This is a genomic window from Hyphomonas atlantica corrig. (assembly GCF_000682715.1).
Lineage (GTDB): Bacteria > Pseudomonadota > Alphaproteobacteria > Caulobacterales > Hyphomonadaceae > Hyphomonas > Hyphomonas atlantica.
The window spans coordinates 1-26,856 of sequence record NZ_AWFH01000014.1 but is presented as its reverse complement, the minus strand read 5'-3'; the positions used below and the strand labels follow the sequence as shown (position 1 = coordinate 26,856).

The following is a 26,856-nucleotide window of genomic DNA, read 5'->3' as shown; positions in this document are numbered from 1 at the left end:
CGCAGCAAGACGATCTCACGCGATAAGATGGAAGCTGAGTTCACGGACCTCCTAAAAGAGCTGCAACCCACTCAGTGGCTTCTGAGGCTCGCTGAGGCGATGTTCAAAGATCTTTGGGACCGTGAGAACAGGCAGGCGCATGAGCGCGTCCTTGCCTATCAGAAAGAGGCGGACGCGGCTGAGGCGGAAATTCAGGCGCTTGTGGACCGCATTGTCGAAAGCTCGAACGCGCGTGTTATCTCGGCTCTGGAGCGGCGGATTGATGCCGAAGAGCGCCGGAAGATCATCGCGCTGGAACACGCCAGAATAGGCGTAAAACCGTTGATACCTATGGAGAGAGTTTTTGAACTCTCCCTGAAGTTCCTGAAAGCCCCGTATTTACTATGGGAATCGGGGCGGCTGGACCTGCGCAGATTGGTGCTGAAACTGACGTTTTCGGAGCATTTGCGCTACCGCAAAGGAGAAGGCTTTAAACCCTCACCCTTGTCGTTACCATTCAATATTTTCAATGAGTTAGGAGAGAAAATGGCCCAAATGGAACCCGCTGTTGCGGGGAGTGATGCAATGGTGCCGCGAGGGAGAATTGAACTCCCGGCCTCATCATTACCAATGATGCGCTCTACCACTGAGCTACCGCGGCACATTGCAGGAATGGAAAGCGGGCTTTAGCTTATGCTGGCAGACATGAAAAGACCGTTTTGCCGCGAAAAGCACCTCACATGACAGACAAGCCAAACGAACAGGAAAAAGCCGCACGCCGGGCCGAGGCGTTGAGGGCCAATTTGCGCCGGCGCAAGGCCGCGACTCGCAAGGAGAAGGCGCCCTCGGCGACAAAGCCAGACAGCGGTGAAAAGGGGTGAGCCTTCCGCTCAACTCGCAGGCCTATCTGCGTGCGCCGCAGGATTTCCTCGTGCCTGCGCAAGGCGAAAGCTTGTTCATCACTCAGAAACTGCCCTTTCTGGGCCGCTGCACGCTGGTGCTGGGCCATGCGGAGTGCCAGGAATTCCTGAAGGATTCCGACCGCTTTGCCGTGGACGCGCGCAATGCGGGCGCGGACTCGCCCTTTGGCATGAAATTCCTGCCGAAATCCCTGAAGCGCCTGTCAAACAATCTGCTGTCACTCGACGATCCGGACCATCGACGGCTCCGGCGCTTGGTCGACCAGCCTTTCCGGCGCGTCTCCATTGATGAGCTGAAGCCGCGTATTCGTGAGGCTTGTGACGGGTTGGTGCATGACATGGTCAAATCAGGAGAGCCGGATTTGGTAGAAGGCCTGTGCCGACAACTACCCTTGATCGTGATCTATGACCTGCTGGGTTTTTCGGGAGCGCTGCGCGAGCGTCTGGACTCCCTGCTTCAGGGCCTCACAGCGACCGCGAACATCTTCAATGTGCTGCGTGGACTGACCCTGCTCGGCCCGGTCCAGCGTATGCTGGAAGACGAATTCGAGCGCGTGCGCCGGGAGCCGGGGCCTGGACTTGTGACGGAACTGGTCCATGCAGAGGCGGATGGCGAGCGCATGAGCGACGATGAGCTTGTCGCGATGGTGTTCGTCCTCTTCATCGCTGGGCACGAAACGACAAAGCATCTCATCTCGACCGGGCTGTATACGTTGCTCACGACGCCGGGGGCGGCGGACGCTTACCGCGCGATGGACGAGGATGGGCGCGGCATCGCTGTGGACGAACTTGTCCGCTATTGCGCGCCGGTTCAGATGACCAAGCCGCGCTACGCACGGGAAGACACGGAATTTCACGGCCTGCACTTGAAACAGGGGGATCGGCTGGTGGGGATGCTGGCTGCGGCAAATCTCGATCCCCGCGTCTTTGAAGACCCTGTGTCGCTAGACCTGACGCGCCGCCCGAACCGGCACATGGGATGGGGCGGCGGCCCGCATATCTGTCTCGGCCTGCATCTGGCGCGCGCCGAGGCGCAGGCTGCGTTCGACTGCCTTCTGGACGGATGGCCGGGTCTGACGCTGGGCGTTGATCCAGACAGGTTGAAATGGATCCCGCGATCCGGCCTGCGTGGCCTGAAACAACTGCCGGTAATATTTGGATAAACTCTGTGCAGCAGATGCCACATTCAGGCCCTTCCAAAGCCGCGAAGCGCTGTATAAGGGCAAGTCATGGATAGATTGCACATCAAGGGCGGCGCTCAGCTGAACGGCCGCATTCCGGTTTCCGGCGCGAAGAACTCCGCCCTGAAGCTGATGGTTGCGTGCCTGCTGACCGATCAGCCGATCACGCTCACCAATATGCCAAACCTCGCTGATACACGCTTTCTGGCGCAGCTGCTGGAGACGCTGGGCGTGGAAGTGTACTGGCCGAAGGGCGAGTCGACCTGCCATCTGAACGCCGCCGAGCTGAAAAGCACGATCGCGCCTTACGATCAGGTCCGCAAGATGCGGGCGAGCTTCAACGTGCTTGGCCCGCTTATCGCGCGGTCTGGTCACGCCACGGTATCGCTGCCGGGCGGGTGCGCTATCGGCGCGCGACCTGTGGATTTGCACCTTCAAGCGCTGGAAGCCATGGGTGCGGATTTGCGGGTTGAGCAGGGCTATGTGAAGGCGGCGGCCATTCACGGCCTGAAAGGCGCGCATATCAATTTTGCCATGCCAAGCGTTGGCGCGACCGAGCATGCCATGCTGACGGCGACGCTGGCGCAGGGCGTGACGGTCCTTGAAAACGCGGCTCGCGAGCCGGAAATCGAAGACTTGGCGAATTGCCTCAATTCGATGGGCGCCAGGATTACGGGGGCGGGCACGTCCAAGATCCGTATCGAAGGTGTCGAGACGCTTGGCGGCACTACCCACGCCGTGATGCCGGACCGGATCGAGGCTGGCACGTTTGCGATGGCAGCCGCGGCTGCCGGCGGGGATGTCACGCTTGAGGGCGCGCCGGTTGCTGCGCTCGGTGCGATGAATGCGAAATTGCGCGAAGCAGGCGTTACAGTTGAGGCGGATGAAGAGGCCGGCACGTTGCGCATCGTACGCAACGGATCGCGTCTGAAATCCGTCAGCGTGTCGACCCAGCCGCACCCCGGTTTCCCGACTGACTTGCAGGCGCAGTTCATGGCGCTGATGAGCCTTGCCGATGGCACGAGCATCATTCGCGAGACGATTTTCGAGAACCGGTTCATGCATGCGCCGGAATTGTCTCGCCTTGGCGCCGACATAACTGTACGCGGGCAGGAAGCTGTCGTGAAAGGGGTGCCGCAATTGACCGCTGCGCCCGTCATGGCAACAGATCTGCGTGCTTCAGTCTCACTCGTGATTGCGGGGCTTGCCGCAGAGGGGGAGACTGTGGTGAACCGTATCTATCATCTGGATCGCGGATTTGAGCGACTGGAAGAGAAACTTAACGCCTGCGGGGCGAGCATTGAACGCCGGTCCGAGGATGAAGACTGAGAACTGATCAAGGGGCGCTGATGGCCGACCAAACTTCACTGAGACTCCTCGCTGAGACAGCGGAGGATTTGGAAGTCATTTCGGCCGCCATTCAGGACAGCGTCGTGAAGGCCGGAAACCTGAAATATGAGTCCCGGCGCAACCGATTCACATTGGAAATCAACAGGTTCCGCTGGGAAGCTGGCGCGAAACGGGGCGATGGCGAACGCGTGCGTTCCCTGTTGGCGTTCGATGGTGTGATGGGGGTGAAAACCCGCGCCGTGAACAAGATCGACCCGGAAATGATCCTGTCGCTGCTTCAGGTCAGCTTTACCCCGGCGGATGAACCGCCGGGCGGGAAGGTGACGCTGCTGTTTGCTGGTGATGGGGAAATCGAACTGGACGTCGAAGTTCTGGATGCAACCCTGCTCGACAGTGACTATGTGTGGCCGACGCGCCATCTGCCCAATCATGAGCGGCGCCGGAGATAGACATGGTCCGCAGGTTTTACGCCTCCACTGATGCCTTTAATGGCGAATTTGCCCAATTCCTCGAACAGGAACGCGGCACAGGCGCCGATGTGGCTAAAATCGTGGCGGATATCATTGCAGACGTGCGCAAGCGCGGCGGTGAAGCTGTCGCGGAATACACGGCGAAATTTGATGGCTTGCAGCTGGATCCCTCCACGCTGAAGTCGGACAATGTAGATCTGCACGCGCTGGCGGCTGAATGCCCGCAGGATCTGCGCGACGCGATTGATTTCGCGCATGATCGTATCGCTGCCTATCATTCGGCCCAGCGCCCGAACGACCACAAATTCACCGACGATGCCGGGGTTGAACTCGGCTGGCGCTGGACCGCGCTGGAAAGCGTTGGCGTTTACGTGCCGGGCGGGCGGGCCAGCTATCCGTCATCCGTATTGATGAATGTCGTTCCGGCCAAGATTGCGGGAGTGGATCGCATCGTAATGGTCGCGCCAGCCCCGAAAGGCGAATTGTCGCCCGCTGTCGCCTATGCGGCGCTGAAGGCTGGCGTTGAAGAGTTTTACCCGATGGGCGGAGCACAGGCCGTGGCGGCACTGGCCTATGGCACGTCCAATCTTGCGCCAGTCGACAAGATTGTCGGGCCGGGAAACGCTTTTGTCGCTGAGGCCAAGCGCCAGGTCTTTGGGCGAGTGGGTATTGATACGATTGCCGGGCCTTCAGAGATTCTCGTCATCGCAGACCACACGGCGAATCCGGACTGGGTGGCCGCAGACCTGCTCTCGCAGGCAGAGCATGATCCGAGCAGCCAATCCATTCTGATTGTTGTGGATGAGGCTGTGGGAGATTCTGTGGAAAAGGCTGTGGAAAACCAGTTGAATTCCCTCGCCACAGGTGAGCGAGCGCGGGAGAGCTGGACAAATAATGGCGCCATCGTCGTGGCGCCTGATCTGGACGCTGCAGCAAGCATTGCCAACCGTATCGCTGCCGAGCATCTGGAGCTCTGCATCGAGGATCCCGACGCGCTTCTTCCGCTGGTACGTCATGCGGGGGCGGTGTTCCTCGGCCACCACACGCCGGAAGCGCTGGGCGACTATGTCACCGGGTCAAACCACGTGCTGCCGACCAGCCGCGCCGCGCGGTTCTCGTCCGGCCTGGGGCTATATGACTTTTTAAAACGGATGAGCGTACAGCGGGCCGGGCCGCAAGGCTTCGCTGCGATCGCGCCAGCCGCCTTGCGCCTTGCCGAGGCCGAGCGCTTGCCGGCGCATGCGCGATCCATTTCCATCCGAACGAACCGGGACGCCGACGGGTGAGTTCGGACAGGCTCATCGGTGTCGATATCGACGATGAGACCCTGGGCGCTTCCGGCCCGGACGCTGAGCATGAGCGCCGCGTCGCCATCTTTGACCTGTTGGAAGACAATCATTTCAAGGTGATCGACAAGGATGAGGGGCCGTATCAGCTCAACCTCTCCAAGGCCGAACGCCGGCTCGTCTTCGCCATCCGCAACGAAGCGGGCGAAGATGTTCATACCTTTATCCTGTCGCTTGGCCCGTTCCGGGGCGTGATCCGCGACTATTTCATGATCTGCGATAGTTATTACGACGCGATCCGGACGCAATCACCTCACCAGATCGAAGCTATCGATATGGCACGGCGCGGCATTCACAATGAGGGGTCTGAACTCCTCGCCGAGCGCCTTGAAGGGAAGATCGACGTCGACTTTTCCACGGCCCGACGCCTGTTCACGCTGATCTGCGCCCTCCACGCCGGACAAACCCGCGCCGCGGGATAGGGCGCGCTCACAGAAACATTGCAATTGAAATGTTTTTGGCTATCGTCGCGTGAAACGATGATGGGAGGAATATGCAGTGCTGAGACCTGCTTTTTGGGCGGGCCTGATAATGGCTTGCGCTCTTTTGGTTGCGTGCGAGTCCGCGGCGACGAAAGGCTACACCGCCTCGCTTGACCGCGTACCTCAGGCCTCAACGATCCGGACGATCGCGCAAGGTGAGGTGATTGGCACATTTGGCGCGGCGGATACGATGGCCTGGTATGGAATTCCATTTGCTGCGCCGCCGGTCGGAGAATTGCGCTGGCGCGCGCCGCGTCCGGCGGAAGCTTGGGCAGGCCGATATGAAGCTACCAAACCTGACCGCGAATGCGTTCAGTACAGCAATCTGTTTGGCAGCGCCGATGCGGACTGGACACTGACTGGCTCGGAAGACTGCCTCTATTTGAACGTTTGGGCGCCATCGGATGCGGGTGACCGGCCTTTGCCGGTGATGGTCTGGATCCATGGCGGCGCGAACATTGGCGGCTCGGCGGGCATGTATGAAATGGGCCATCTGGCGACGCAGGGAGATGTGATCATCGTCGCCATAAACTATCGCCTCGCCATGCTGGGCTGGTTCGCGCATCCGTCCCTGGTCGCGACGGCGGAGACCGATCTGGACCGATCCATGAATTTCGCGCTGCTGGATCAGATCGCTGCGCTGGAATGGGTGCAGGAGAATATTTCGGCTTTTGGGGGCGACGCTGAAAATGTCACAGTGTTCGGACAATCAGCAGGCGCGTTCAACATCGCTGCGCTGATGAGTTCGCCCCTCTCCGATGGCTTGTTCCACAAGGCAATCATGCAGAGCGGCGGGTTCCAGAGCGCCGCCTATGAAGACGCGGTGAGTGGCTCCGCCAGCAATCTGGCGAATAGCGTTTCAGCCGACACCTTCATTGAGGCCATGGTGGAGGCAGGCGGGTTGCCGCCTCAGAACGAGGTGACGCCAGAAACGCTGGCCGAGCATTTGCGCGCGCTTCCCCTCAAGGACATCTTCGACACCTACCAATCCTTTCCGGCGGCGATGGACATGCCCGGCCTGATCAGTCCCGTGGATACCGCGAATGACGGGATCGTCGTACCCGAAATGGGCATTCAGGCCGCTCTGCGTGAGACAGGCGGGTTAAGGGACCTTCCATTGCTGATCGGCACCAATCGCAATGAACTTCGCGGGCTTGGTTTTGCAGACAAGGAGATGATGCGTAGTCTGTTCAACCTTGCCTTCTGGCCAAGGGACAAGGGCGTTTACGCCGCCTTTGGGGATTATCCCGATACGGTCTGGGCGTATCACGGCGTGCGCGCACCTGCCGAAGCCTGGGCCTCTGTGCGTACAGCGCCGGTTTATACGTACCGCTTTGACTGGGACGAGCAGGGAAAGAAACTGCTGACAGATATCAGCTTTCTTGTGGGGGCTTCACACTCGCTGGAGATGCCCTTCATCATCAATGGGTTTGACCAGAAAGAGACAGACCCGGCTGGCATCTTTTTCTCGAAGAAGAACAAGGCCAGCCGCGAGACGCTGTCGGCACAGATGATAGAATACTGGTCCGCTTTCGCGCACCATGGTGCGCCGGGGCGGGGCTTGTCTGGCACTTTGCCGCGCTGGACCGCGTGGGCGGAGTCTCCGGTAGAGCAGAGCCTGATGCTGCTGGATGGCGAGAAGGATGGCGGCGTGCGAATGGGGCCGGCCACCCCGACCCCGGACACTCTGTTTGAGAGCTTTCTGAGCGACTCACGCATGAAGACGGATCATCAGCGCTGTAAGACGGCGAATATGGTGATCGACATGGTCAGCCGCGTGGGTGGCACGCTTGATGATTGGCGAGAGTTTGTCGAGGAAAGTTGCGAACAATAGAATTCGAACAGCAAGTTGAGCGAGGAAAGGGCCACGGCCTGGTGCCTTGCAAAGAGAGCTTCATCCGATAATGATACCGCTATCATAAAATAGCGGAGGATTGTCATGGTGAAGCGTATTCTGGCGGGAATGGTAGGGCTTGCGTCCGGTTTGGCGCTCGGCGGCTGCAACGCGATGGGAGAGGCTTTGCCGACTGCCGCGCCGCTGGAAGCGCCGACGGAGGCCGCGCTGGAACAGCACCGGGTTGTGATCCTGACGGATATGGAAGCTGATCCGGACGATACGCAATCCCTGATCCGCCTCTTGCTCTACGCCAACGAAATCGACATCAGGGCGCTGGTCGCCACGACTTCCATCTGGAAGCAGGAAAATCTCCGCCCGGACTCTATCCGTGCCACGCTGGGAAAGTATGGCGAGGTCTATGACACGCTGAGCCAGCATGCCCCGAACTATCCAACCGAGGCAGAGCTGCAAGGTCTCGTGATGAATGGCCAGCCCGGCTACGGAATGGAGAGCGTCGGGACTGGCCAGTCGACCGAGGGGTCAGAGGCGATTATCCGCCTGCTGGAAGAGGAAGATGCGCGACCGCTTTGGATTTCCGTCTGGGGCGGGGCCAACACGCTGGCGCAGGCGCTGCATGATATTCGCGAGACGCGCTCAGAAGCAGAAGCTGCGCGGATGATTTCAAAGCTCCGTGTCTATACAATCTCTGATCAGGATGACAGTGGCATCTGGATCCGCAGGGAGTTTCCAGACCTGTTCTACATTGTCAGCCCCGGCAAGTATGATCTCTCTACCTGGACAGCCATTACCCGTTCGTTCCCCGGCTTTGAAGATCACATCTCGAACCAGTGGATTGCCGAAAACATCCAGCAGGACCACGGGCCGCTCGGCGCGCATTATCCTGATGTTGTCTGGGGCATGGAAGGCGATACGCCGGCCTATCTCTCACTGATCCCGAATGGCTTGAATGTGCCGGACCATCCGGACTGGGGCGGCTGGGGTGGCCGGTATGAGCTTTATACACCGAGCGCGGATGAGATTGGTGTTGGCCCCGGAAAACTCGGATCGGGCGGTGTGCCGCTGGAGCCTGAGCCGCGCCCGATCTGGACGAATGCGACCGACACCTACACGCCCTGGGTGCCGCAAAAGGATGGCCGTGCTATCGGCCCGTCAGATGAGACGTATGAAGGCAACAAGGTTACGCTGCTGCGCTGGAAGAGTGATTTCCAGCGCGACTTCGCGGCGCGTATGGATTGGACCATTTCCGATTATGAGGACGCCAACCACCCGCCTGTGGTGAAACTGGCCCATGAAGCGCGGCTGACGGCAAAATCAGGCAAGCACATCGGTCTGGATGCCTTCGGCACGTATGATCCCGATGGCGACAGCCTCAGCTATCATTGGTTCAACTATGCCGAGGCGGGCACGCTGGAGGCGCCCATAGACATGGGCCATGCGGTGAATGATTTCGATGTCTGGTTCAAATTGCCGGAGGTAGAGCAGACGGAAACAGCCCACTTCATTGTGAAGGTGACGGACAAGGGCACGCCCGCTCTCACCCGCTATGCGCGTGTGATTGTCACAATCGTGCCTTAAGCTGAGGAAAGTTCAGGTAAATTGGGCATATCTTGCCCTTGCGTCCGGTCTTTGTGACGCAACGACAATGTGTATGATCGGACAAAACATTCCGGAGGAAACATGCACTACACTGAACTCCTGAAAGCACGGGAAGAACTGACTGGCCCCGGCGGCGAATTCGAGATCGTCGAGGCGGAGGTTCTGGGCAACCGGCTCCGCGTCTACAAGAACGCTCCGCCCAGTGTGCGGGAAGTCTGGCTGTCGACACTGCAATTCCCTGAGCGGGACTACCTCGTTTACCAAGATGAGCGCTGGACCTACGCCGACGCGCATCGCGATGTGGCGTCTGCCGCGGCGTGGATGGCCGAGCAGGGCGTGAAACCGGGCGACCGCGTGGCGATTGCGATGCGCAATTATCCTGAATGGATGTTGCTCTACTGGGCCTGCGTGGCGACGGGTGTTGTCGTTGTCGGCATGAATGCCTGGTGGACGCCAGAGGAAATGGACTACGCGCTGAAGGATTCCGAACCCAAAGTCCTTTTTGCGGACTCAGAGCGTCTGGAACGCGCCCTGTCCATCGATGGCGTAACGGACCGGATGAAAGTGGTCGGCGTTCGCGCGCCGGACGCGCCTGCGCCTGTGATCCAGTGGTCAGACGTGCTCGCGCATGGTGGGGATCTGCCGCAAGTGACCGTGGACCCGGATTCCGACGCCTGCATCTTTTACACGTCCGGCACGACCGGGTTCCCGAAAGGCGCGCAGCTGACACATCGTGGCTGCGTCTCCAATTTGCTGAACATGGCGTTCTCGGCAGCATCGACCATGCTTGCCACGGCTCGCGCGACTGGCGAAATGCCACCGCCACCGGAAGAGGCACCCGTACCGGTGGGCCTGATCACCACGCCGCTGTTCCACGTCACGGCCAATAATTGCGCGGCCTATCTGATCACGGCGGCGGGCGGAAAGATCGTGCTGATGTATCGCTGGGATGCCGGTGAAGCGCTGAAACTGGTGGAGACCGAGAAAGTCACGGCGATGAGTGGCGTGCCGATCATGGCGCGGGAACTGATCAACCATCCAGACTTCGCCACGACGGATACATCCAGCCTGCAGACACTTGGCGGCGGCGGCGCGCAATTGCCGCCGGACCTGGTCCACAAGATTGATTCCTCGGTTGAAACGGCTCGCCCGAATACCGGCTATGGCATGACTGAAACCTGCGGCATCATCACATCGGTGTCGGCGGACTTCTTCATCGACAAGCCGGACAGTGCTGGCCCGGCCATGCCGAACTTCGAGGCAAAATGCGTCAACGAGCTGGGCGAAACCCTGCCTCAGGGCGAGGTAGGCGAGCTTTGGGTGAAGGGGTCTTCCGTCATCAAGGGCTATATCAATCGTCCCGAGGCGACTGCTGAATCCATTACGGATGGCTGGCTGCACACAGGCGACATTGCGCGTATCGACGAAGATGGCTTCATCTTTATCGTCGACCGGAAGAAAGACATGGTGCTGCGTGGTGGCGAGAATGTGTATTGCGCCGAGGTGGAAGCCGCCGTCTATCGCCATCCATCAGTCGCTGAATGCAGCGTGTTCGGTGTGCCGGATGATCGTCTGGGCGAAGAGGTCGGCGTGGCCATCGTGCTGAAGCCGGGCGAAGACGTTTCCGCCGACGCCCTGCGCGAACATTGCGCCGGCATCATGGCGAAGCACAAGGTGCCGCGTTATGTCTGGTTCCTCACCGCACTTCCACGCAATGCCAGCGGCAAATTCGTGAAGCGCGATCTGAAGGAACAATTGACCAAGGATCTCGACAGCGCGCAGGTGAGCTGACGCCTGAACGATACTGAGAGACCACGACAGGGCTCCCGATTTCGGGGGCCTTGTCTCGTTTTGGAGAAAGTATTGAGCCAGATCGCAACGCAATGGCGACCCCGGCAGGATTCGAACCTGCGACCGTCCGATTAGAAGTCGGGTGCTCTATCCAGCTGAGCTACGGGGCCGGAACGCCGCCGGCGGGCACCCTAGTGTGTCCAGGGCTGCTTGCGATTTGCGTCGAAATTAGCGCTGTAGGACTTTACAAGCCGTTTCCGCTCCTCAGAGGGCGTGACGGTGAAGGTGAGGCCTTCGCTCTTGGCGTATTCGATGGCCTGTTCCTGTGTGTCGAAGGAGAGGCGGACCTGGCCAGACGTGTCGTCGATGCTGGTCCAGCCCATGACCGGGTCGGCAGAGCGCTTCGCGTCATTCTTCACGAATTCCAGCACCCAGGCCTTGGTCTTGCCGCGTCCTGAGGTCATCGCGCTTTTGGCGGGCTTGTAAATACGCGCTTGCATTGATCGACCTCACCGCTGCGAAAGTGAATGGTCGGAGCGAGAGGATTCGAACCTCCGACCCTCTGGTCCCAAACCAGATGCGCTACCAGGCTGCGCTACGCTCCGGACTCCCGTAATAATGGGGTCGCGCTATGGCGCAAGCCCCTTTCGGCTGTGAATTCAGTCTTTTGTGCGCAAGCGTCGCACCAGACCCTCTTGTGCAACACTCGCGACGAGGTCTCCGGCCATATTATAGATCATTCCGCGGTTCAGTCCGCGGCCTTTACCGGCGAACGGGCTGTCCATGGAGTAGAGGTGCCATTCATCGAACTTGATCGGCGCATGCAGCCACATGGCGTGGTCGAGGCTGGCAGACATCAATTCCTTGTGGTTCAGCCAGGTAATGCCGTGCGGGCGATAGCTGGAGCTGAGCAGGCTCATGTCAGACGCATAGGCCAGCAGGCAGTGGTGCAGGGCAGGCGGTACATCAATGGGGCGGCTGACGCGGAACCACAGATTATGGCGGTCATCCGCGATTTCTGGATGAATCAGGTCCAGCGGGTCTACATCGCGGATTTCGATATCGCGTTCGCGGGTGAAATCCTCGCGCATTGCCTCCGGCACCTTGTCGAGAATCTGCATGCGGCGTTCGCGCAGCTCTGGCAGTCCTTCCGGGCCTTCCACGTCCGGCATCTTGTGCTGGTGTTCCCAGCTGTCCTCGTCGGTCTGGAAGCTGGCGGCCATGTTGAAGATCTGCTTGCCATGCTGGATCGCAACGACGCGCCGCGTGGTGAAGCTGCCACCGTCGCGCGAATGGTCGACCTGATAGATGATCGGCACGGTCGGATCGCCCGGCCGGATGAAATAGGCATGCAGCGAGTGACAGGTGCGGTCGTCCGGAACGGTGCGATAGGCCGCGACAAGTGACTGCGCGATCACCTGACCGCCGAATACGCGCTGGCTGGCCCGCTCATCAGGGCTCTGGCCCCGGAACAGGTCCAGTTCCAGGCGTTCAATGTCCAAAAGGGCCAGAAGGTCTCCGACGGGGTCTGCCATGCGAGGGTCTCCAGATTGTGTTGGATGGAGCTAGCAGAGGCAGGAATGGATGCAAACTGTGCAAGTGCGCGCGTCCATTCGAATTTTGACCTTTCTGGTCACTACATGTTCACCACATTCGGGTATTGCCAGTTATTATGGTTAATGCTGCCTCACTCCGCACCGCCGTGCCGTTCCACGATTCCTTTTCCCAGATGAAGCGGGATCTGGATTTCCTGCGCATGGCGTATCGCATGCACAAGTTGATTGGCGATGTGACGCCAGAGACTGAGCAGCTGGTTGCGGATGATTTCGAGACTAGTGCGGACAAGTTTGCGGCCAATGTCGCCTTCCGGTTTGAAGGCGGGCTGACGACCTATGCTGAGTTCGACGCGCAAGCGAACCGCATCGCGCACTGGGCGCTGGCGCACAATCTGAAAGCGGGTGACCGTGTTGCGCTCTGCATGGAGAATTGCCCGGATTATGTGGCGATCTGGGTTGGCCTCGCAAAAGTTGGCGTGGTCACAGCCCTGATCAACACACATCTGGATGGCGACGCGTTGCGCCATTGCCTGACCATTTCCGAGGCAAGCCACATCATTGCCGGGGCGACTCGCGACAAGGCGGTCACGGAAGCTTCCGCCACGATGGACGGCCCGCCACAAGTCTGGACTTGGGGCGGGGAACATGGCGAAGACATCGCGGCCATGCTGCCAAGCCTGTCGGCCGAGCGGCCATCACGTGACCTGCGCGCGCATCTGCGCGGCAAGGATGACTGCCTCTTCATATATACATCAGGCACAACGGGCCTGCCCAAGGCGACGAAAATCACCAATTCCCGCCTGCAGATCATGATGCGGACCTTTATTGCGCCTTGCTACACAGGGCCACGTGATCGCGTTTACATCACGCTGCCGCTCTATCATGCGACGGGCGGCGCGTGCGGTATTGGTCAGGCGCTGATGACGGGTGCAAGTGTCATCCTGCGTCGGAAGTTCTCTGCGACCGCTTTCTGGGACGATGTCGTGGATGAGGGCGCAACCTCGATTGTCTATATTGGCGAGCTTTGCCGATACCTTCTGAACCAGCCGGTTCATCCGAAGGAGCGTCAGCATCGCCTGCGCACGGGGTTTGGCAACGGCCTTCGCGCTGAAATCTGGACGGAGTTCCGTGAGCGGTTCAACATTACCAATCTGGTCGAGTTTTATGGCGCGACAGATGGCAATGTGAATCTCATGAGCATTGACGGCACGGTCGGTGCTGTCGGCCGCATTCCCAAATGGTTGAAGGCGCGCTTCGATCATGTCGAGTTCGTGAAATACGACCTTGAGAAAGAAGATGTCGTTCGCGGTGAAGACGGATATGTGATCCGTGCGGCAGCGAACGAAGTGGGCGAGATGCTTGGCCGCATGTCCGACGAGGAATTCGAATTCGCCGGCTATCATGACCCCAAGGCGACCGAAAAGAAAATCCTGCGCAACGTGTTCGAGCAGGGCGACCGCTGGTTCAGAACGGGAGACCTCATGCGCAAGGACGAAGACGGCTACGTCTATTTCGTGGACCGCACAGGCGACACGTTCCGCTGGAAAGGCGAGAACGTCTCTACCAGTGAAGTCAGCAATGCCCTGTCACGCGTGGAGGGGATCGCCACCGCCAATGTCTATGGCGTCGAAATTCCCGGTACAGATGGCAAGGCAGGAATGGCCGCCATCACGCTGAATGGGGATGTAGACTTCGAAAGCCTGCACTACAATCTGTCAAACAGTCTGCCGGCCTATGCCATCCCGATATTCCTGCGCATCCAGCGCGAGGCAGACACCACCGGCACCCTGAAATTCCGCAAGGTCGAACTGATGAAGGAGGGCTTTAGCCCGGATCTCGTCGATGATCCGATCTGGATGTACCATCCCGAGCGTCGCCAATATGTGCCGTTCACTCAGGATCGCTACGACTCCTTGAAATCTGGCGCGTTCCGCTTCTAGACATCAGGTGACCCGGCCCATGCGCTGTTCCAGGCGTGTGGAGAACCAGGATATGATCCGTCGCCAGAGTTCGTCTTTCAGGACGGCGCCCTCAACATCATGATCGATCGAAGGGTTGTCGTTGATCTCGATGATCACGACGCCCTTGTCGGTCTCCTTCAGATCCACGCCATACAGGCCGTCGCCGATCAGGCGCGCCCCGCGCACCGCGGCGTCCACCACCTCGGGCGGGGCATCCTCGACCGGGAAGGTCGCGAACCCGCCTTCGGTCGTCTTGCCATCGGGCCCGTGCTTCACGATCTGCCAGTGCCCACGCGCCATACGGTACTGGCACGCATAAAGCGGCTCGCCGTTCAGCACGCCGATGCGCCAGTCGAACTTGGTTGGCACGAACTCCTGCGCGATGATCAGTGCCGTTTCCTTGAACATCTGCTTCGCCCCGGCGCGCAGTTCCTCAAGCGAACGGGCCTTGACCATATTCGTGCCGAACGACCCATCCGGCGTTTTCAGGACAACCGGGTTGCCCAGCTTTTCGAACACGGCGGCCAGGTCTGATTTCTCGTCAAGGATTTCCGTCCTCGGAATGGGCAGGCCCGCCTTCTCCAGAATTTCCTTGAGGAACACCTTGTTCGTGCACCGGATCATGGATTGGGTGTCGTCAATGACGGGCATGCCTTCCTGTTCGGCGCGGCGTGCGAATTTGTAGGTGTAGTTGTCGATCTGCGTCGTCGCCCGGATAAACAGGGCGTCGAACTCGGCGAGGCTGGTCAGGTCGGATGGCTCGATTGTTTCGACCTCCACACCCATCTTCGCGGCAACATCAGCCAGGCGTTTGATGGAAGAAGGCTTCGAGGGGGCAGTCTTCTCATGCGGGTCCACCAGCACGGCCAACGCCCATTTGGCCGGGGCCTTTGTTTTCGGTTCGCTGATCCGGCCGCTCGTATAGGTGCCCATTGCCTCAAGGAAAAAGTCCCGGCGCGCACCTTTCAGCTTGTGGGGCGGCACCATCCGGACACGGCCAATTCCGTGGGGAGATTTCGGATCGAACTCAACCTCCAGCGCTGGCACGCGGAACCAGTCCGAAACTTCCCGGGCAAGGCGTTCGTAGCCGGGCGTGTCCGGCTTCGAGAAGGCGACGAACAGGCTTTCCTGTTCTGGCGCGCCTTTCGAGATGGCTTCGCGCAGGCGTTCGCCAAGATCGGGCAGGGCGTGTTTGTAGAGGCCCTTGGCTGACAGCTCTACCATCGTCTGTACGCTGGGGCTGACCCGATGGCCGCGCGCTTCAGCGAGCAGGGAGGCGTAATAGCCCTCTGACTGATAGCCGTAGGATCGGCAGAGGTTCAGGATATAGGGCCGCCGTCCGCTGAACAGGGCGGGCTTGGTGATATAGTCTGCAACCTTGAGCACCTTGTGAGGCGTTTCAGCCTGCGAGATGTCGTTGGCGGATTCGACGAGTACGACCCAATCGGTCATTGATCCTCTCTCGAGAGGCCGACCAGCGGCTTCTCCATTCTAAGTGCGGCCTCCCCGTCCGGGTAATAGCCTGCGGCGCGCGCCATTACGCGATAATCATGGCGTTCGTAAAGACGCTTTGCGCGCGAATTTGTTTCGCGCACTTCCAGCCTTATCGCAACACAGCCCCGCTGCCTTGAAATCGCTTCGCTTTCGGACAGAAGTTTGTCGGACAGGCCCGTTCCACGCGCAGTTTCTGCGACGGATATCGAGTAGATTCGCGCAATGCGGCTGGTCTTGCGGAACAGGAGGACAAGCGCGCCATCGAGCCCGGCTTCTCCGTCGGATACGAGGATGGCTGAATTCCCGCGCAACAGCCTCTGCCAGGTGCGCCGGGAGAAGCGGTCTTCCTCTGGAAACGCCAGCTCCAGCTCGGTCAGCGCGGCGACGTCTTCCGGTGTGGCAGCGCGAACAGTCTGTGTCATGGCGGTCTAGCGAACCAGGACCATGTCGTCCCGGTGGACAATGGCTGGGCGTCCGCGATAGCCGAGGATTGCTTCGACTTCATCGCTCTGGCGGCCAATGACGCGGGCGATCTCGGCCGAGCCATAGGCGGTGACACCCTTGCCAACCATCTTGCCCGATGGCGCTTTCAAGGCCACCGCTGCGCCACGTTCGAAATTGCCGGTCACGCCGGTTATGCCCACGGCCAGAAGGCTCGCCCCGCCGCGCAGGGCCTTGGCCGCGCCTTCGTCCAGCGTGATCGCGCCTTCAGGGGTGAGGTGCCCGGCCAGCCAGGCCGCACGTGCGCTTGCCGGTGTGGTCGCCGCCGAAATCAGCGTGGCGCGGGCGCCGTCTTCAATCGAGAGCAGGGGATGGTCCCGATTGCCGAGTGTGATGAGAGTTGAGCAGCCCGCCGCATGAGCGATGCGCGCGGCGGCGAGCTTGGTCGCCATGCCGCCGGAGCCCACCCCGGCATCGGCATTCGCGCCCGTCGCCATGGCATCATGCTCCGCCGTCAGCTCGGCAAGATGAGGAATATGCGCCGCGTCCGGGTGGCTGCGCGGGTCAGCGGTGTAGAGCCCGTCTATGTCGGACAGCAGCACCAGAACATCCGCGCCCATCATCTGTGCCACGCGCGCGGCGAGTCGATCATTGTCGCCATATCGGATCTCATCCGTCGCGACCGTGTCATTCTCGTTGATCACCGGAACCGTCCCGGATTCCAGCAGCGTCTCCAGCGTCGCGCGCGCGTTCAGCCAGCGGCGGCGGATCTCGGTGTCGCTGAGCGTCAGCAGGGCCTGGCCGATGGTCACGTCGTGCGGCTCGAACGCGGTGGCGATGGCGGACATGAGGCGAAGCTGGCCGATGGCGGCCGCGGCCTGTTTCTGGTCGAGACGATTGGCGACAGATCCGGCGACACTCTGGCGACCCAGGGCGACAGCGCCTGACGAAACGAGCACGATCTGCAACCCGCGGCGACGCAGGGCGACAATGTCCGACGCCAGCTTTTCAAGCCATTCATGGCGCGGTTTTCCGTTTTCCGCTACGAGCGCCGAGCCGGTTTTCACCACGATGCGTTTGGCTGAAGAGAAGGGCGTGTCAGTCATGAAGCGGAGCGATACACTGCTGCGACAAATGCCGAAAGCGAAAATGAAGTCGTTGACAATCAACGGCTTTCGCCGTCACGACAGATGAAAAGAAGAGGTTTTCGCCATGCCCCAATTCGACATGATCCTTCTGACACCGGCTCAGGTACAAGGCGCCGAAGTGCTGGAGCACACGGCCGGATCGCCTGCGCGTGAAGGCGGTGGCGACGAAACCTATCGCTGCGGCTCTTGCAAGACGAAGCTGCTGGTCAACGTGGCCCATCATGATGCGCACGGCGTTGTCGTGAAGTGTGGCAAGTGCGGGCGCTTCAACACCGAACCGCACCACCATCACCACTAGAGCGGCGACCAGTCGGCATCCTCATCCTCGCCTTCCTCGGCGGCGATGATGCCCAGATGACGCGAGACTTCGGACAGCGCCTTCTTCACGCCTGCACCCGTGACACCTGAAATGCGCAGCGGCTCACCGCCATACACGGTTTTCAGCTGCGCAACCTGTTCGTCGACTTGTTCCGGCAGCAGCGCGTCAATCTTGTTCAACGCGACGACTTCAGGCCGTTCGGCCAGTTCGGGGCTGTAGGCCTCCAACTCGTTGCGAATTGTCGTGTAGGCGCCTGCCACATCGTCTTGCGTGCAGTCGATCAGGTGCAGCAGCACCTTGCAGCGCTCGACATGTCCGAGGAAGCGGTGGCCCAGGCCGGCACCATCTGCGGCCCCCTCGATGAGGCCGGGAATGTCCGCCATGACGAATCGGCTGCCGGGGCCGAGGTCCACAACGCCGAGGCCGGGATTCAAGGTGGTGAAGGGATAGTCTGCGATTTTCGGCGTGGCTGCAGTGACAACGCTGAGGAAGGTGGATTTGCCGGCATTGGGCAGGCCCAGCAGGCCCGCATCGGCGATCAGTTTCAGACGCAGCCAGATCCAGCGTTCTTCGCCCGGCTCGCCCGGATTGGCGCGGCGAGGGGCTTGGTTCGTGGAGGTCTTGAAGCGCGTATTGCCCCAGCCGCCATTGCCGCCGACGGCCAGCAGGACGCGTTGGCCGACTTCAGTCAGGTCTGCGACCAGCGTTTCCTGGTCTTCTTCAAAGATTTGCGTGCCGACCGGCAGTTTCAGCACGACATCATCGCCGCCAGCACCGGTGCGGTCCTTGCCCATGCCGTGGCCGCCGCGCTTCGCCTTGAAATGCTGTTTGTAGCGATAGTCGATCAGCGTGTTCAGGCCTTCAACGGCCTCCGCCCAGACGTCGCCACCCCGGCCCCCATCGCCACCATTCGGACCGCCATACTCAATATACTTCTCGCGCCGAAACGAGACACAGCCAGACCCGCCGGTGCCCGACTGAATGAAGACTTTGGCCTGATCGAGGAATTTCATGACGTACTATCCAGCTTTCAATCAATGTAGGACATGTTGATGTGATCTGAAGCTTCGCCCCGACCGAGACTGAACACTCTACCACGTCCGGAGGGGAGAAATCCGATCTTTTTCAGAACGCGCCCTGACGCGGGATTGTCAGCAAAGTGGCCTGAGGTGAACGCGCGTTCGCCGCGCCCCTTCAGCCAATTCTTCACGGCATTTGCGGCTTCGGTCATCAGGCCGCTGCCCCATTCGGTGGGGGCGAGCCAGTAGCCGATATCAAATGCCAATCCCGCACCCGGGCGGTCCGCGCCGATCACGCCCACCAGTTCAAGATCCTTCTGAAGGGCAAAGATGTGGTTTGTGTCGTTCGCCGCCCCGGCCTCATGTGTCGCAATCCATTCCTGAGTGCGCTCCAGGCTTTGATCCGGTGTGATGCTCGCGACCATGCGATAGATGCGCGGGTCGGCGATGCACTCAGTAATGCGCGGCGCATCCATTGGGGTGATGCGCCGTAAAACCAGTCTGTCTGTCTCAATCAATTCACACATGGTGCGTGCCCTTCCGGGGCAATTGCAGGGGAGACAAAACAAAGGGGAGGCAGTGGCCTGCCTCCCCTTGGAAACTGATCGTCTGAAGCGATCCGGCCACGTTCCCGCGGCCGCGCTGTCAGCCGCTATTCTGCTGCGTCTGCGACCGGCACAATGTTTACGTAGAGACGGCCGCCCGCCTTGCGCGTAAACTCAACCTTGCCTTCGGAAAGGGCAAAGAGGGTGTGGTCACGGCCCATGCCGACGCCGCGGCCTGGCCATTTCTGGGTGCCGCGCTGACGCACAATGATGTTGCCCGGAATGACGTGCTCGCCGCCAAATTTCTTGACGCCAAGATACTTCGGGTTTGAGTCGCGGCCGTTACGGGACGAACCACCTGATTTCTTATGAGCCATGGTTTGCTCCTGATCCTCTATAAAGGGCTTATAGCGCCCTTATGCGTCCTTGGCGAATTCTTCGGCCTGCTTGATCCACTCGTCGCGAGTGATACGGCCTGGGAAGCTCATCTCTTCTTCGAGATCAGCGATCTGGTCTTCTTTCAAGGCAGCGACCTGCCAGAAGAAGTAGATGCCGGCTTCATGCAGCTTTTTCTCCAGAACCGGGCCAACGCCGGAAATCTTTTTCAGATTGTCGGGCTTGCCTTCCAGATTGGCGATACGGCCGCGGGAATCGACTTCCGGCTTTGCGGCGGGTGCAGCAGCTTCTGCAGCAGGCGCTTCAGCTTTTGGAGCCGCTTTCTTCGCTGCAGCTTTCTTGGCTGGCTTCTTGCCGTCGGCGCTGATGCCGGTGATCTTGACGACCGTCAGGTGCTGGCGGTGGCCTTGTGTACGGCGATAGGTCTGGCGCTGACGCTTCTTGCGGATGATGATCTTGTCACCGCGCGTCTGCTCCTCGACTTCACCGAACACGCTTGCGCCGTCTACCAGCGGGGCGCCAACAGTTACGTCGTCGCCATTGCCCAGCATGAGCACGGTGTCAAAGGTTACGTCCTTGCCGGCTTCGGCGTCCAGTTTTTCGACGGTGATCGTATCGCCTTCCGCGACTTTATATTGCTTGCCGCCTGTTTTGATGACCGCGAACATGGGTCTCGTCCTTCCGGAATACTAATCGAAATGAATTGCGCGCGAAGCCGTTGCCGGATCCGCGCTCGAAGCGGGGGGTAAACACCAATCAGGCCGCGCTGTCAAATGTCATCTTCAGGCGATTTCAGGTGCTTGCATGACAGGCGCATATTATATAGTGCAGGCAGCCGTCCACGGGCTCCGCGGAGAGGTGCTAGAGTGGTTGAATAGGCTAGTCTCGAAAACTAGTGAACTCGCAAGGGTTCCGAGGGTTCGAATCCCTCTCTCTCCGCCAGCCCGCCTCCCTCAACATCCTGATACATCCCTGAATATACTGAAACTATTCGGTATTTCGGAATATCCGCGCTTCTGGGAATCTTGATTTGCTGCACATTTTGCTGCACAATTTGCTGCACAAAAGGGATTCGGACATGCCCGTATTCAAGCGTGGGACGACCTACCAGCTGCGTCGGCGTGTTCCCCGCCGGTATCATGGCGTTGAGACAAGACGCACCGTCTGGATCAGCCTGCATACAGATTCCGAAAGCCTTGCGCAGAGCAAGGCAATCCATGCTTGGGAACAGCTCATCGAGGCGTGGGAGGCGCGTCTGGCAGGCAGGTCAAGCGATGCTGACGAACGCTATGCCGCTGTTCAGGAACTCGCCAGCCTGCGGGGATATCGCTATCTGCAGGCGGACAGGGTTTCGCAATTGCCGCTAGAAGAACTGGTTGAGCGTATCGAAGCCATACAAGGTGGGGGCGACGTGCCGGATGCGGTCGAGGCTGCCTCTTTGCTGGGAGGTGTCGAGAAGCCGGAGCCGACGCTTGAAGCAGCGCTCGACCTTTATTGGTCCCTGGCCCGGGAAAAGGTAATCGGTAAGAGTGAGGACCAGATCAGGCGCTGGCGAAATCCCCGTATCAAAGCAGTGCGCAATTTCGTGTCCGTGATCGGCAACAAGCCGATTGCAGCCATCACACGCGATGACATGCTGGATTTCAGGCAGCACTGGCTCGAACGGATCGAGGCAGGCGAGGTTACGCCCAATACCGCAAACAAGGACCTGATCCATCTCGGTGATATCCTGAAAACGGTGAACAGGATGAAGCGGCTCGGGATTACGCTGCCGCTCGGGGAATTGTCCTTCCGGGAAGGTGAGAAGCGGACTCGTCCACCATTCAGTAAAAAATGGATTCGTGAGAAATTGCTGGCCCCGCATGCGCTGGACGGCCTGAATGAGGAAGCCAGAGCCTTGCTGCTCGGCATGATCAATACCGGATACAGGCCCTCGGAAGGTGCAGCTCTGACCTCCGACACGATCCGGCTGGATCATGACGTGCCGCATGTCTCGATCGAACCGGCGGGCCGGCAGCTCAAGACCCATTATTCCAGGAGGATCATCCCCCTGGCCGGTGTGTCCCTGGAGGCATTCAGAGCCTTCCCGAATGGTTTTCCGCGCTACCGCAACAGCAGTGCCACCCTGTCTGGGGCCGTCAACAAATTCCTGAGAGAGAATGCCCTCCTGGAAACACCGGAGCATTCTTTCTATTCTATCCGTCATGCGTTCGAAGATCGCATGATCGCAGCTGGCGTAGATGACCGTATCCGCCGGGACCTGTTCGGCCATCGCCTGGATCGCGAACGCTATGGGAAGGGCGCGTCCCTTGAACATTTGGGCCGGGTCGTGAAAGACCTCGCCCTCTAGGGGGCAAGGTCTTCTGGCTCGATGCGAGATAATTGGACAACCGGATCTGGCGGGACTGACGCAGATCCCGCTCTAACTCGAGGCGTTCGAGGATGGGCCAATACATCTCCCCTGTTTCCTGGATCAGGAGCGCGACCGTCTGAATGGCCCGTTCAATCCGGTTCAGTTCGATCATATCCAATCCTGATCCGCTGCTGCCGCTCCCGGCTCAGTTCAGTTTCTGCCGGTTCCAGACCAGCACGCCGCTGCCATCTTCTTCCTTTTCAAAGAACGCAGCCCGCAGGGGCTTGTCGAATCCCGGATCGTCAAGCTTGACGGCGAGATAAGGCGTCTCGCCATCCTTGCTCTCCTCGCGCCAGGCCGCGCCGAGTTCTGCGCCTCCTGCGAAGATGCGGTAGTCCGGACCGGCCTCTGCCTTGTCGGTCACCGGGACCATCTGGGCCTTCACATTGATCGTCATGGTCCGGATCGTTCCGGTCCATTTGCCATCCTTCTGGCGGAATGTGCCAATCGTCGCCATCATGTATCTCCTTTGCTGGCTCTGGCATGAAGGGCCTTGCGGGCCCGCTTGAACCCGGCATCCGAACTGAGGAACATCTCCAGCATGACGGGTACCAGGGTTTCGGGTTTCTCTTGCGCGCCATAGGTTTCGGCATAGATCGCGGCATAATCGGCGAGTGCGCAAGCGAGGTCTGGCTCGACGGACACGCTAAGTTTCACAGGCGTCCTGTCCGGAAGTTGTCCTATGCGAAGACTCATGGCCGGCCTCCTTCGGAATAGGGCCATAGCACCAGATCACGCGTCACGATCACCCGAACGGGCCAGCCGGGCCGGATACGGATCGTCGGCTGAATGCCAAGGTTTCGGTCTACGACGCGCTGACCGGCCTCGGAGACGCTATCCCCGAACCCGCGCCGGATCGCCCGCTCGATATCATCGGCATCGGAACCGAGTTCCGACCCGATGCCGAGCAGGGTCGCCAGTCCTGCGGCAGCAAACACGCGGTCCCAGTGATGGTCCGTCCGGTCAGACACGCCCGCATATCCCTGCGCATCGGCCGCCGGTTCGGAAATCTGTAGCGAGCTGCCATCCGGCAGGATGATCCGGTCCCAGACCAGCAGCGCGCGTTCCTGACCGAACGAGACGTCGGACTGGTAGCGCCCGATCAGGCGCGCCCCCTGGGGGATGAGCAGATGCGCACCGCTCACCGTGTCATAGACCGGCTGGGTTACCTGCGCGATGACATTGCCGGGCAGATCGGAGTTCAGCCCTGTGACAAGCGAGGCCGGGATCAGTGTACCTGCCATCACCTGATAGGGTGAGACCGGGGTCTCGACATCATGCGGGTTGTAGATGTCGCCATCCCGCTTCTCCGCCGCGAACGCGATCTTCTCCGCCTGAAGATTCTGGTCCGGCGAGTTCCCAAAACCTGGCGCGCCTGTGCTCTGGGCAGCCAGCGCCAGCCGTTCCGAGCCAAGCGTGTTCGAGAGGCCGCCCGGTGCAGACACCGACCCAGCAATTGACTGCCGGTTACCGACATCGAAGAAGACACCCGCCTTGCCAGCTGCATCTGCGAGTTTGGCATCCGCCAGCCTCTGCGCGCGGATGGCCTCATCCTCGGCCGAGGGCCGGAAATCATCAGACGGCGCCACATTCCAGTCGGGCTCAAGACCCCATTCTTCCTCTTCCGACACCATGGTGCCGCCAAGATCACCCGCCATGGGCGCCCCGAGTTTCGGCGTGTCGCCAGCCGGTTGCCAATTGAGATAGGAGTTTGGCAGGTCCGCCAGACCGTCCGGCGCGCGCTTGGTCGCCGTATTGTAGAGTTCCTGCCTGTCTGCCGGATCGACAGCCTTGGGTGGACCGAGCGCGATGGAGGCGGCGGCGAACAGGCCCAGCACGCCAAGACAGGCGCCCGCCATCAGGACCTTGCGGTTGATCCGCGTGACAGGCCGGGGCCTGGCACGGAGCTTCAACTCGTCCGTCTGTTTCGGAAAGGGGGCCGGCTCGTTCATCCCTCGCCCCCGAACAGGCTGGCGAGGCCGGAGCGTCGCACCCTTTTGCGGATCCGGACAATGGTCTGATCCTTCTCGCCGATCCGGAGTTCGGCGGCCCGGAAGAGATGATCGACGATGTAGTAAGTGCCGCGCAGGCGATAATTGACGAGCTCGGCATCGCCGGATGGGCCAAGTACAAATAGCGGCGGCGCTTCCATGCTCGCGAGACCCGCCGGCATCTGGATGAAGACCTGCCGGCCATCATCGAACACGCGTACGGGCCGCCAGGCCGGCGTGTCGCCCTCTATGACATAATCGAAATCGAGCCGGTCCACAGCCACCCCAGGAGCGATGAGGGCATCTTCGCGACGGGAGGCCACCTTGTTGCGCAAGATGAGTTCGGCGAGCTCATCGGCCGGATAGCGCCAGGACAATGCGGCCATATAGGCTGCTTCCACGCTTACCAGTTCGAGGTGATAGGTCCGCCGGTCGGTCGCGATCATGAGATTCGTCGAAAGGCCCGCCGCGACCGGTTTGACGAGCACATGCGCCCGCCCTGTGTCGCCAGAGCCGGATGACGTGTCGCCGACTATCCAGCGAACCGTGTCCCCGGCCGACACTGAGACCAGAATCTCACCCGGTTGCAGCGCAATGTCGGAGACCTGACCCGGCGCGGCATAGAGCCGGTAGAGGGCGCCTTCTGTATAGGGATAGATTTGGATCGCGTTCACATAGCCATCGACGGAAGGTTCGATCCGAGCCTCGGTCGTGCCCTTGCGGATGGTCTCCGTCGGCGAGGTATAAACCCGCGTCACTGTGCGTTTCGTACCGTCGACCGGTTTCATTTGGCCTGGGAGCGGCAGGACCGTCGGCGTCTCGACAATCTCGACAGGCCGCACTGGCATGTCTTCGACGAAGGCCGCTTCGACAAAGGGCGTATCCTCGATAATGGGCTCGGGCGGCACGCTCGCGCAGGCCGTCGTCAGGGCGAGGACAGATGCAAGGCTCATTATGCGGATCATTTCGTGTCTCCTGTGACAAGGTCTTCGCCCCAATTGAAGCTGTGGATGTAAAGGCCGAGAGGATTGGCGCGGAGCGTTTCGGCATCGCGGGGCGGGGAGTTCACAATGGTGAAAAGCCCGGTGAAGCGTTTGACCCCGGTGAGCGCGCCATTCTCATAAGTCTTCTCGAGCCATCGGGCCTGGAAGGACTCGTCCGACACCCGCACGACACTCACCACATCGACACTGCGCGAGCGCCGTCCGATCTCGGCAAAGGGATCGTTGTCGCGGGCATAGTCGCTGAGTGTGATCGCTGCCTTGTCGGTGACATAGTCATAGGCGGCGAGCCAGTTCTGGCGGACAATGACCGGATCGATCGACAGGCTGCGGACATCGGAAATGAAGTTTGCAAGGTGATGCGCGATCTGCGCGTCAGTCGGCTCATAGCGCGCAAGCGCAGGCCCGACCGCCTTGACGGCCCCTGTATCGTCAACCTCGACCACATAGGGGGTGACCGTCGACTGCAGGCTGCGCCAGACAAGGGCAGCAGAGGACGCCGCCAGAAGCCCGAGCAGTCCCAGTGCCATCAGCCGCCAGTTCTTGGCCTGAACGCGGGCCGAACCAATCCGCTCGTCCCAGACCTGGCCCGCCTTCTGATATGGCGTTTCGGGGTGGGGGCTTAGTCCGTAATGGGGTGAATTGCGCCAGAAGGCCATGTGGGTCAGTCCTCTTTGTCCTCGAGTTTCGGATTGTCGCCGGACATGCCGCGATCACCGTCCTTCAGGGCATGAAGTGTGATGGCGCCGGCATGCTGAAGGCGTTGCTCTGTACGAAGGCGCCTTGCCCAGGCCGGCTTTTCAGAGCCGGGCGCAGACGCATCCCCAGACGCTGCCGCCATGGTTCCGCCCGTTGCGGCAAAAGCCGCCTCGCTACCGCGCCGATGGGCATCGCCGACAGAGGCCAATGGCCGTCCCGCCATCCGGTGCAGCGTATCGCCGCCAGCCTGCGCGACGCCGGCCATGCCGGCTGCCGCCCCGCGCCATCCAGAGTGACCGGACGCCATGCGGCCAAGATCGTAGGAAGTGCGGGCGCCGCCGGTCGTGGATGCGCCGGCCTTCACAGCGCCGGACACGCCGCCGAGCGTTGCGCGTCCCGCCGCAACCGTACCGGTCGTCGCCAGTACCGTGCCTGCGCCAACAGCCGCGGTCGTGCCGACCACTGAGCCGGCGCCAAGCTGCGGCGCGCCGGTCACGAGGCCAGAGGCAATGCCGGGCGCGAACACGCCCATCCAGAGAAAGACAATCGAGGCGAGCACCGTGCCCATCACTTCAGCGAGTGTCACATCGCCCGGCCCGCCAAAGGCCTCGGTGATCGACGTGAAGAGCGTCGAGCCGATGCCGATCACGATGGCGAGCACCATCAGCTTGATGCCAGAAGTGACGACATTGCCGAGTACGCGTTCAGCCAGGAACGAGGTCTTGTTCCAGAGCGCGAAGGGCACGAGCACGAAACCTGCCAGCGTCGTCAGCTTGAACTCAAGGATGGCAACGAAGAGCTGAACCGCCAGCACGAAAAAGGCGACGAGAATGATCGCCCAGGCAATCAGCATGACCGCGATCAGGATAAAATTATGGAAGAAGCGGATCGGCCCCAGCA

Annotated in this window: 28 protein-coding genes and 4 tRNA genes; 13 read left to right on the top strand and 19 right to left on the bottom strand. The window is 60.4% G+C overall.

The annotated features are described in order from the left end of the window. Positions 1 to 51: 51 nt before the first annotated feature. Both HY36_RS18645 and HY36_RS09180 read right to left on the bottom strand, forming a co-directional pair. A complete protein-coding gene (locus HY36_RS18645) occupies positions 52 to 300 on the bottom strand; it encodes a hypothetical protein (protein ID WP_035551608.1) in 249 nt (82 codons plus the stop codon). Between the two features lie 265 nt (positions 301 to 565). Continuing rightward, a tRNA-Thr gene (locus tag HY36_RS09180) sits at positions 566 to 640 on the bottom strand. A gap of 79 nt (positions 641 to 719) precedes the next feature. On the opposite strand from HY36_RS09180, the gene HY36_RS18605 reads away from it, so the two are divergent. From HY36_RS18605 to HY36_RS09140, 9 genes are all read left to right on the top strand, one after another. Beyond that, on the top strand, positions 720 to 860 hold the full coding sequence (locus HY36_RS18605; RefSeq protein WP_164473914.1) for a hypothetical protein: 141 nt from the start codon (positions 720 to 722) through the stop codon (positions 858 to 860). Next, positions 857 to 2,062 (top strand): cytochrome P450, encoded by a 1,206-nt coding sequence (locus HY36_RS09175; RefSeq protein ID WP_051602666.1) that lies wholly within the window; start codon positions 857 to 859, stop codon positions 2,060 to 2,062. Before HY36_RS18605 ends, HY36_RS09175 begins: the two co-directional genes overlap by 4 nt. Positions 2,063 to 2,128: 66 nt before the next feature. Then, complete coding sequence (murA, locus tag HY36_RS09170; RefSeq protein WP_035551605.1) at positions 2,129 to 3,409, top strand: UDP-N-acetylglucosamine 1-carboxyvinyltransferase; 1,281 nt, start codon at positions 2,129 to 2,131, stop codon at positions 3,407 to 3,409. A gap of 20 nt (positions 3,410 to 3,429) precedes the next feature. After that, positions 3,430 to 3,879, top strand: coding sequence for a DUF2948 family protein (locus HY36_RS09165; protein ID WP_035551602.1), 450 nt, complete (start codon positions 3,430 to 3,432; stop codon positions 3,877 to 3,879). A 2-nt stretch (positions 3,880 to 3,881) separates the two neighbouring features. Next, complete coding sequence (hisD, locus tag HY36_RS09160; protein WP_035551599.1) at positions 3,882 to 5,186, top strand: histidinol dehydrogenase; 1,305 nt, start codon at positions 3,882 to 3,884, stop codon at positions 5,184 to 5,186. Further along, a complete protein-coding gene (locus HY36_RS09155; RefSeq protein ID WP_035551596.1) occupies positions 5,183 to 5,668 on the top strand; it encodes a UPF0262 family protein in 486 nt (161 codons plus the stop codon). The genes hisD and HY36_RS09155 overlap by 4 nt, the downstream gene beginning before the upstream one ends. A 109-nt stretch (positions 5,669 to 5,777) precedes the next feature. Next, positions 5,778 to 7,562 carry a carboxylesterase/lipase family protein gene (locus HY36_RS09150; protein WP_035551593.1) on the top strand — a complete coding sequence of 595 codons (1,785 nt, stop codon included), beginning with the start codon at positions 5,778 to 5,780 and terminating at the stop codon, positions 7,560 to 7,562. Positions 7,563 to 7,736: 174 nt separating this feature from the next. After that, entirely contained in the window at positions 7,737 to 9,161 is a 1,425-nt protein-coding gene (locus HY36_RS09145; protein WP_051602668.1) for a DUF1593 domain-containing protein, read from the top strand. Between the two features lie 102 nt (positions 9,162 to 9,263). Next, positions 9,264 to 10,973, top strand: coding sequence for a class I adenylate-forming enzyme family protein (locus HY36_RS09140; protein ID WP_035551589.1), 1,710 nt, complete (start codon positions 9,264 to 9,266; stop codon positions 10,971 to 10,973). Positions 10,974 to 11,066: 93 nt separating this feature from the next. Here HY36_RS09140 and HY36_RS09135 read toward each other — a convergent pair. The 4 genes from HY36_RS09135 to HY36_RS09120 form a co-directional block, all read right to left on the bottom strand. Next, positions 11,067 to 11,143 (bottom strand) — tRNA-Arg (locus tag HY36_RS09135). Between the two features lie 21 nt (positions 11,144 to 11,164). Further along, on the bottom strand, positions 11,165 to 11,473 hold the full coding sequence (locus HY36_RS09130) for an ETC complex I subunit (RefSeq protein ID WP_035551586.1): 309 nt from the start codon (positions 11,471 to 11,473) through the stop codon (positions 11,165 to 11,167). A gap of 28 nt (positions 11,474 to 11,501) precedes the next feature. Next, positions 11,502 to 11,578: transfer RNA gene (locus tag HY36_RS09125), tRNA-Pro, on the bottom strand. Between the two features lie 54 nt (positions 11,579 to 11,632). Further along, positions 11,633 to 12,508, bottom strand: a complete 876-nt coding sequence (locus tag HY36_RS09120; RefSeq protein ID WP_035551583.1) for an acyl-CoA thioesterase — start codon at positions 12,506 to 12,508, stop codon at positions 11,633 to 11,635. Between the two features lie 137 nt (positions 12,509 to 12,645). On the opposite strand from HY36_RS09120, the gene HY36_RS09115 reads away from it, so the two are divergent. Then, positions 12,646 to 14,469: a long-chain-acyl-CoA synthetase gene (locus HY36_RS09115; protein ID WP_051602665.1), complete on the top strand. Its 1,824-nt coding sequence runs from the start codon at positions 12,646 to 12,648 to the stop codon at positions 14,467 to 14,469. Between the two features lie 3 nt (positions 14,470 to 14,472). Here HY36_RS09115 and HY36_RS09110 read toward each other — a convergent pair whose 3' ends face one another. Genes HY36_RS09110 through proB form a run of 3 tightly spaced genes read right to left on the bottom strand, consistent with a single transcriptional unit; the run spans position 14,473 to position 17,531 of the window. Next, entirely contained in the window at positions 14,473 to 15,942 is a 1,470-nt protein-coding gene (locus HY36_RS09110; protein WP_035551579.1) for a RimK family protein, read from the bottom strand. Further along, the gene (locus HY36_RS09105) at positions 15,939 to 16,406 is read right to left on the bottom strand and encodes a GNAT family N-acetyltransferase (protein WP_035551577.1); all 468 of its coding nucleotides are present in this window, start codon (positions 16,404 to 16,406) and stop codon (positions 15,939 to 15,941) included. Before HY36_RS09105 ends, HY36_RS09110 begins: the two co-directional genes overlap by 4 nt. A 6-nt stretch (positions 16,407 to 16,412) precedes the next feature. Next, positions 16,413 to 17,531, bottom strand: a complete 1,119-nt coding sequence (gene proB, locus HY36_RS09100) for a glutamate 5-kinase (RefSeq protein WP_035551669.1) — start codon at positions 17,529 to 17,531, stop codon at positions 16,413 to 16,415. Positions 17,532 to 17,637: 106 nt separating this feature from the next. On the opposite strand from proB, the gene HY36_RS09095 reads away from it, so the two are divergent. Continuing rightward, positions 17,638 to 17,871 carry an MJ0042-type zinc finger domain-containing protein gene (locus HY36_RS09095; protein WP_035551574.1) on the top strand — a complete coding sequence of 78 codons (234 nt, stop codon included), beginning with the start codon at positions 17,638 to 17,640 and terminating at the stop codon, positions 17,869 to 17,871. Here HY36_RS09095 and obgE read toward each other — a convergent pair. From obgE to HY36_RS09075, 4 genes are all read right to left on the bottom strand, one after another. Then, positions 17,868 to 18,905, bottom strand: coding sequence for a GTPase ObgE (gene obgE / locus HY36_RS09090; RefSeq protein WP_035551571.1), 1,038 nt, complete (start codon positions 18,903 to 18,905; stop codon positions 17,868 to 17,870). The genes HY36_RS09095 and obgE overlap by 4 nt on opposite strands. A gap of 17 nt (positions 18,906 to 18,922) precedes the next feature. Next, entirely contained in the window at positions 18,923 to 19,438 is a 516-nt protein-coding gene (locus HY36_RS17800) for a GNAT family N-acetyltransferase (protein WP_051602664.1), read from the bottom strand. Positions 19,439 to 19,563: 125 nt separating this feature from the next. Next, a complete protein-coding gene (gene rpmA / locus HY36_RS09080) occupies positions 19,564 to 19,833 on the bottom strand; it encodes a 50S ribosomal protein L27 (protein ID WP_027838753.1) in 270 nt (89 codons plus the stop codon). 39 nt (positions 19,834 to 19,872) lie between these two features. Next, a complete protein-coding gene (locus HY36_RS09075; RefSeq protein WP_035551565.1) occupies positions 19,873 to 20,520 on the bottom strand; it encodes a 50S ribosomal protein L21 in 648 nt (215 codons plus the stop codon). Between the two features lie 184 nt (positions 20,521 to 20,704). On the opposite strand from HY36_RS09075, the gene HY36_RS09070 reads away from it, so the two are divergent. Together HY36_RS09070 and HY36_RS09065 are read left to right on the top strand one after the other, a co-directional pair. Beyond that, positions 20,705 to 20,794 (top strand) — tRNA-Ser (locus tag HY36_RS09070). A gap of 136 nt (positions 20,795 to 20,930) precedes the next feature. Beyond that, positions 20,931 to 22,202: a DUF6538 domain-containing protein gene (locus tag HY36_RS09065; RefSeq protein WP_035551663.1), complete on the top strand. Its 1,272-nt coding sequence runs from the start codon at positions 20,931 to 20,933 to the stop codon at positions 22,200 to 22,202. A gap of 208 nt (positions 22,203 to 22,410) precedes the next feature. On the opposite strand, the gene HY36_RS09060 is transcribed toward HY36_RS09065, so the two are convergent. The 6 genes from HY36_RS09060 to HY36_RS09035 form a co-directional block, all read right to left on the bottom strand. Beyond that, positions 22,411 to 22,722 carry a DUF736 domain-containing protein gene (locus tag HY36_RS09060; RefSeq protein ID WP_035551562.1) on the bottom strand — a complete coding sequence of 104 codons (312 nt, stop codon included), beginning with the start codon at positions 22,720 to 22,722 and terminating at the stop codon, positions 22,411 to 22,413. Continuing rightward, positions 22,722 to 22,961 (bottom strand): DUF2274 domain-containing protein, encoded by a 240-nt coding sequence (locus HY36_RS09055; RefSeq protein WP_035551559.1) that lies wholly within the window; start codon positions 22,959 to 22,961, stop codon positions 22,722 to 22,724. Before HY36_RS09055 ends, HY36_RS09060 begins: the two co-directional genes overlap by 1 nt. Next, entirely contained in the window at positions 22,958 to 24,217 is a 1,260-nt protein-coding gene (locus HY36_RS09050) for a TrbI/VirB10 family protein (RefSeq protein WP_035551557.1), read from the bottom strand. The genes HY36_RS09055 and HY36_RS09050 overlap by 4 nt, the downstream gene beginning before the upstream one ends. After that, positions 24,214 to 25,221, bottom strand: a complete 1,008-nt coding sequence (gene trbG, locus HY36_RS09045; RefSeq protein ID WP_035551554.1) for a P-type conjugative transfer protein TrbG — start codon at positions 25,219 to 25,221, stop codon at positions 24,214 to 24,216. The genes HY36_RS09050 and trbG overlap by 4 nt, the downstream gene beginning before the upstream one ends. Beyond that, the gene (gene trbF, locus HY36_RS09040) at positions 25,218 to 25,916 is read right to left on the bottom strand and encodes a conjugal transfer protein TrbF (RefSeq protein WP_035551551.1); all 699 of its coding nucleotides are present in this window, start codon (positions 25,914 to 25,916) and stop codon (positions 25,218 to 25,220) included. Before trbF ends, trbG begins: the two co-directional genes overlap by 4 nt. 5 nt (positions 25,917 to 25,921) lie before the next feature. Further along, positions 25,922 to 26,856 (bottom strand): P-type conjugative transfer protein TrbL (locus HY36_RS09035; RefSeq protein ID WP_035551549.1); only part of this gene is annotated, 935 nt, incomplete at its 5' end.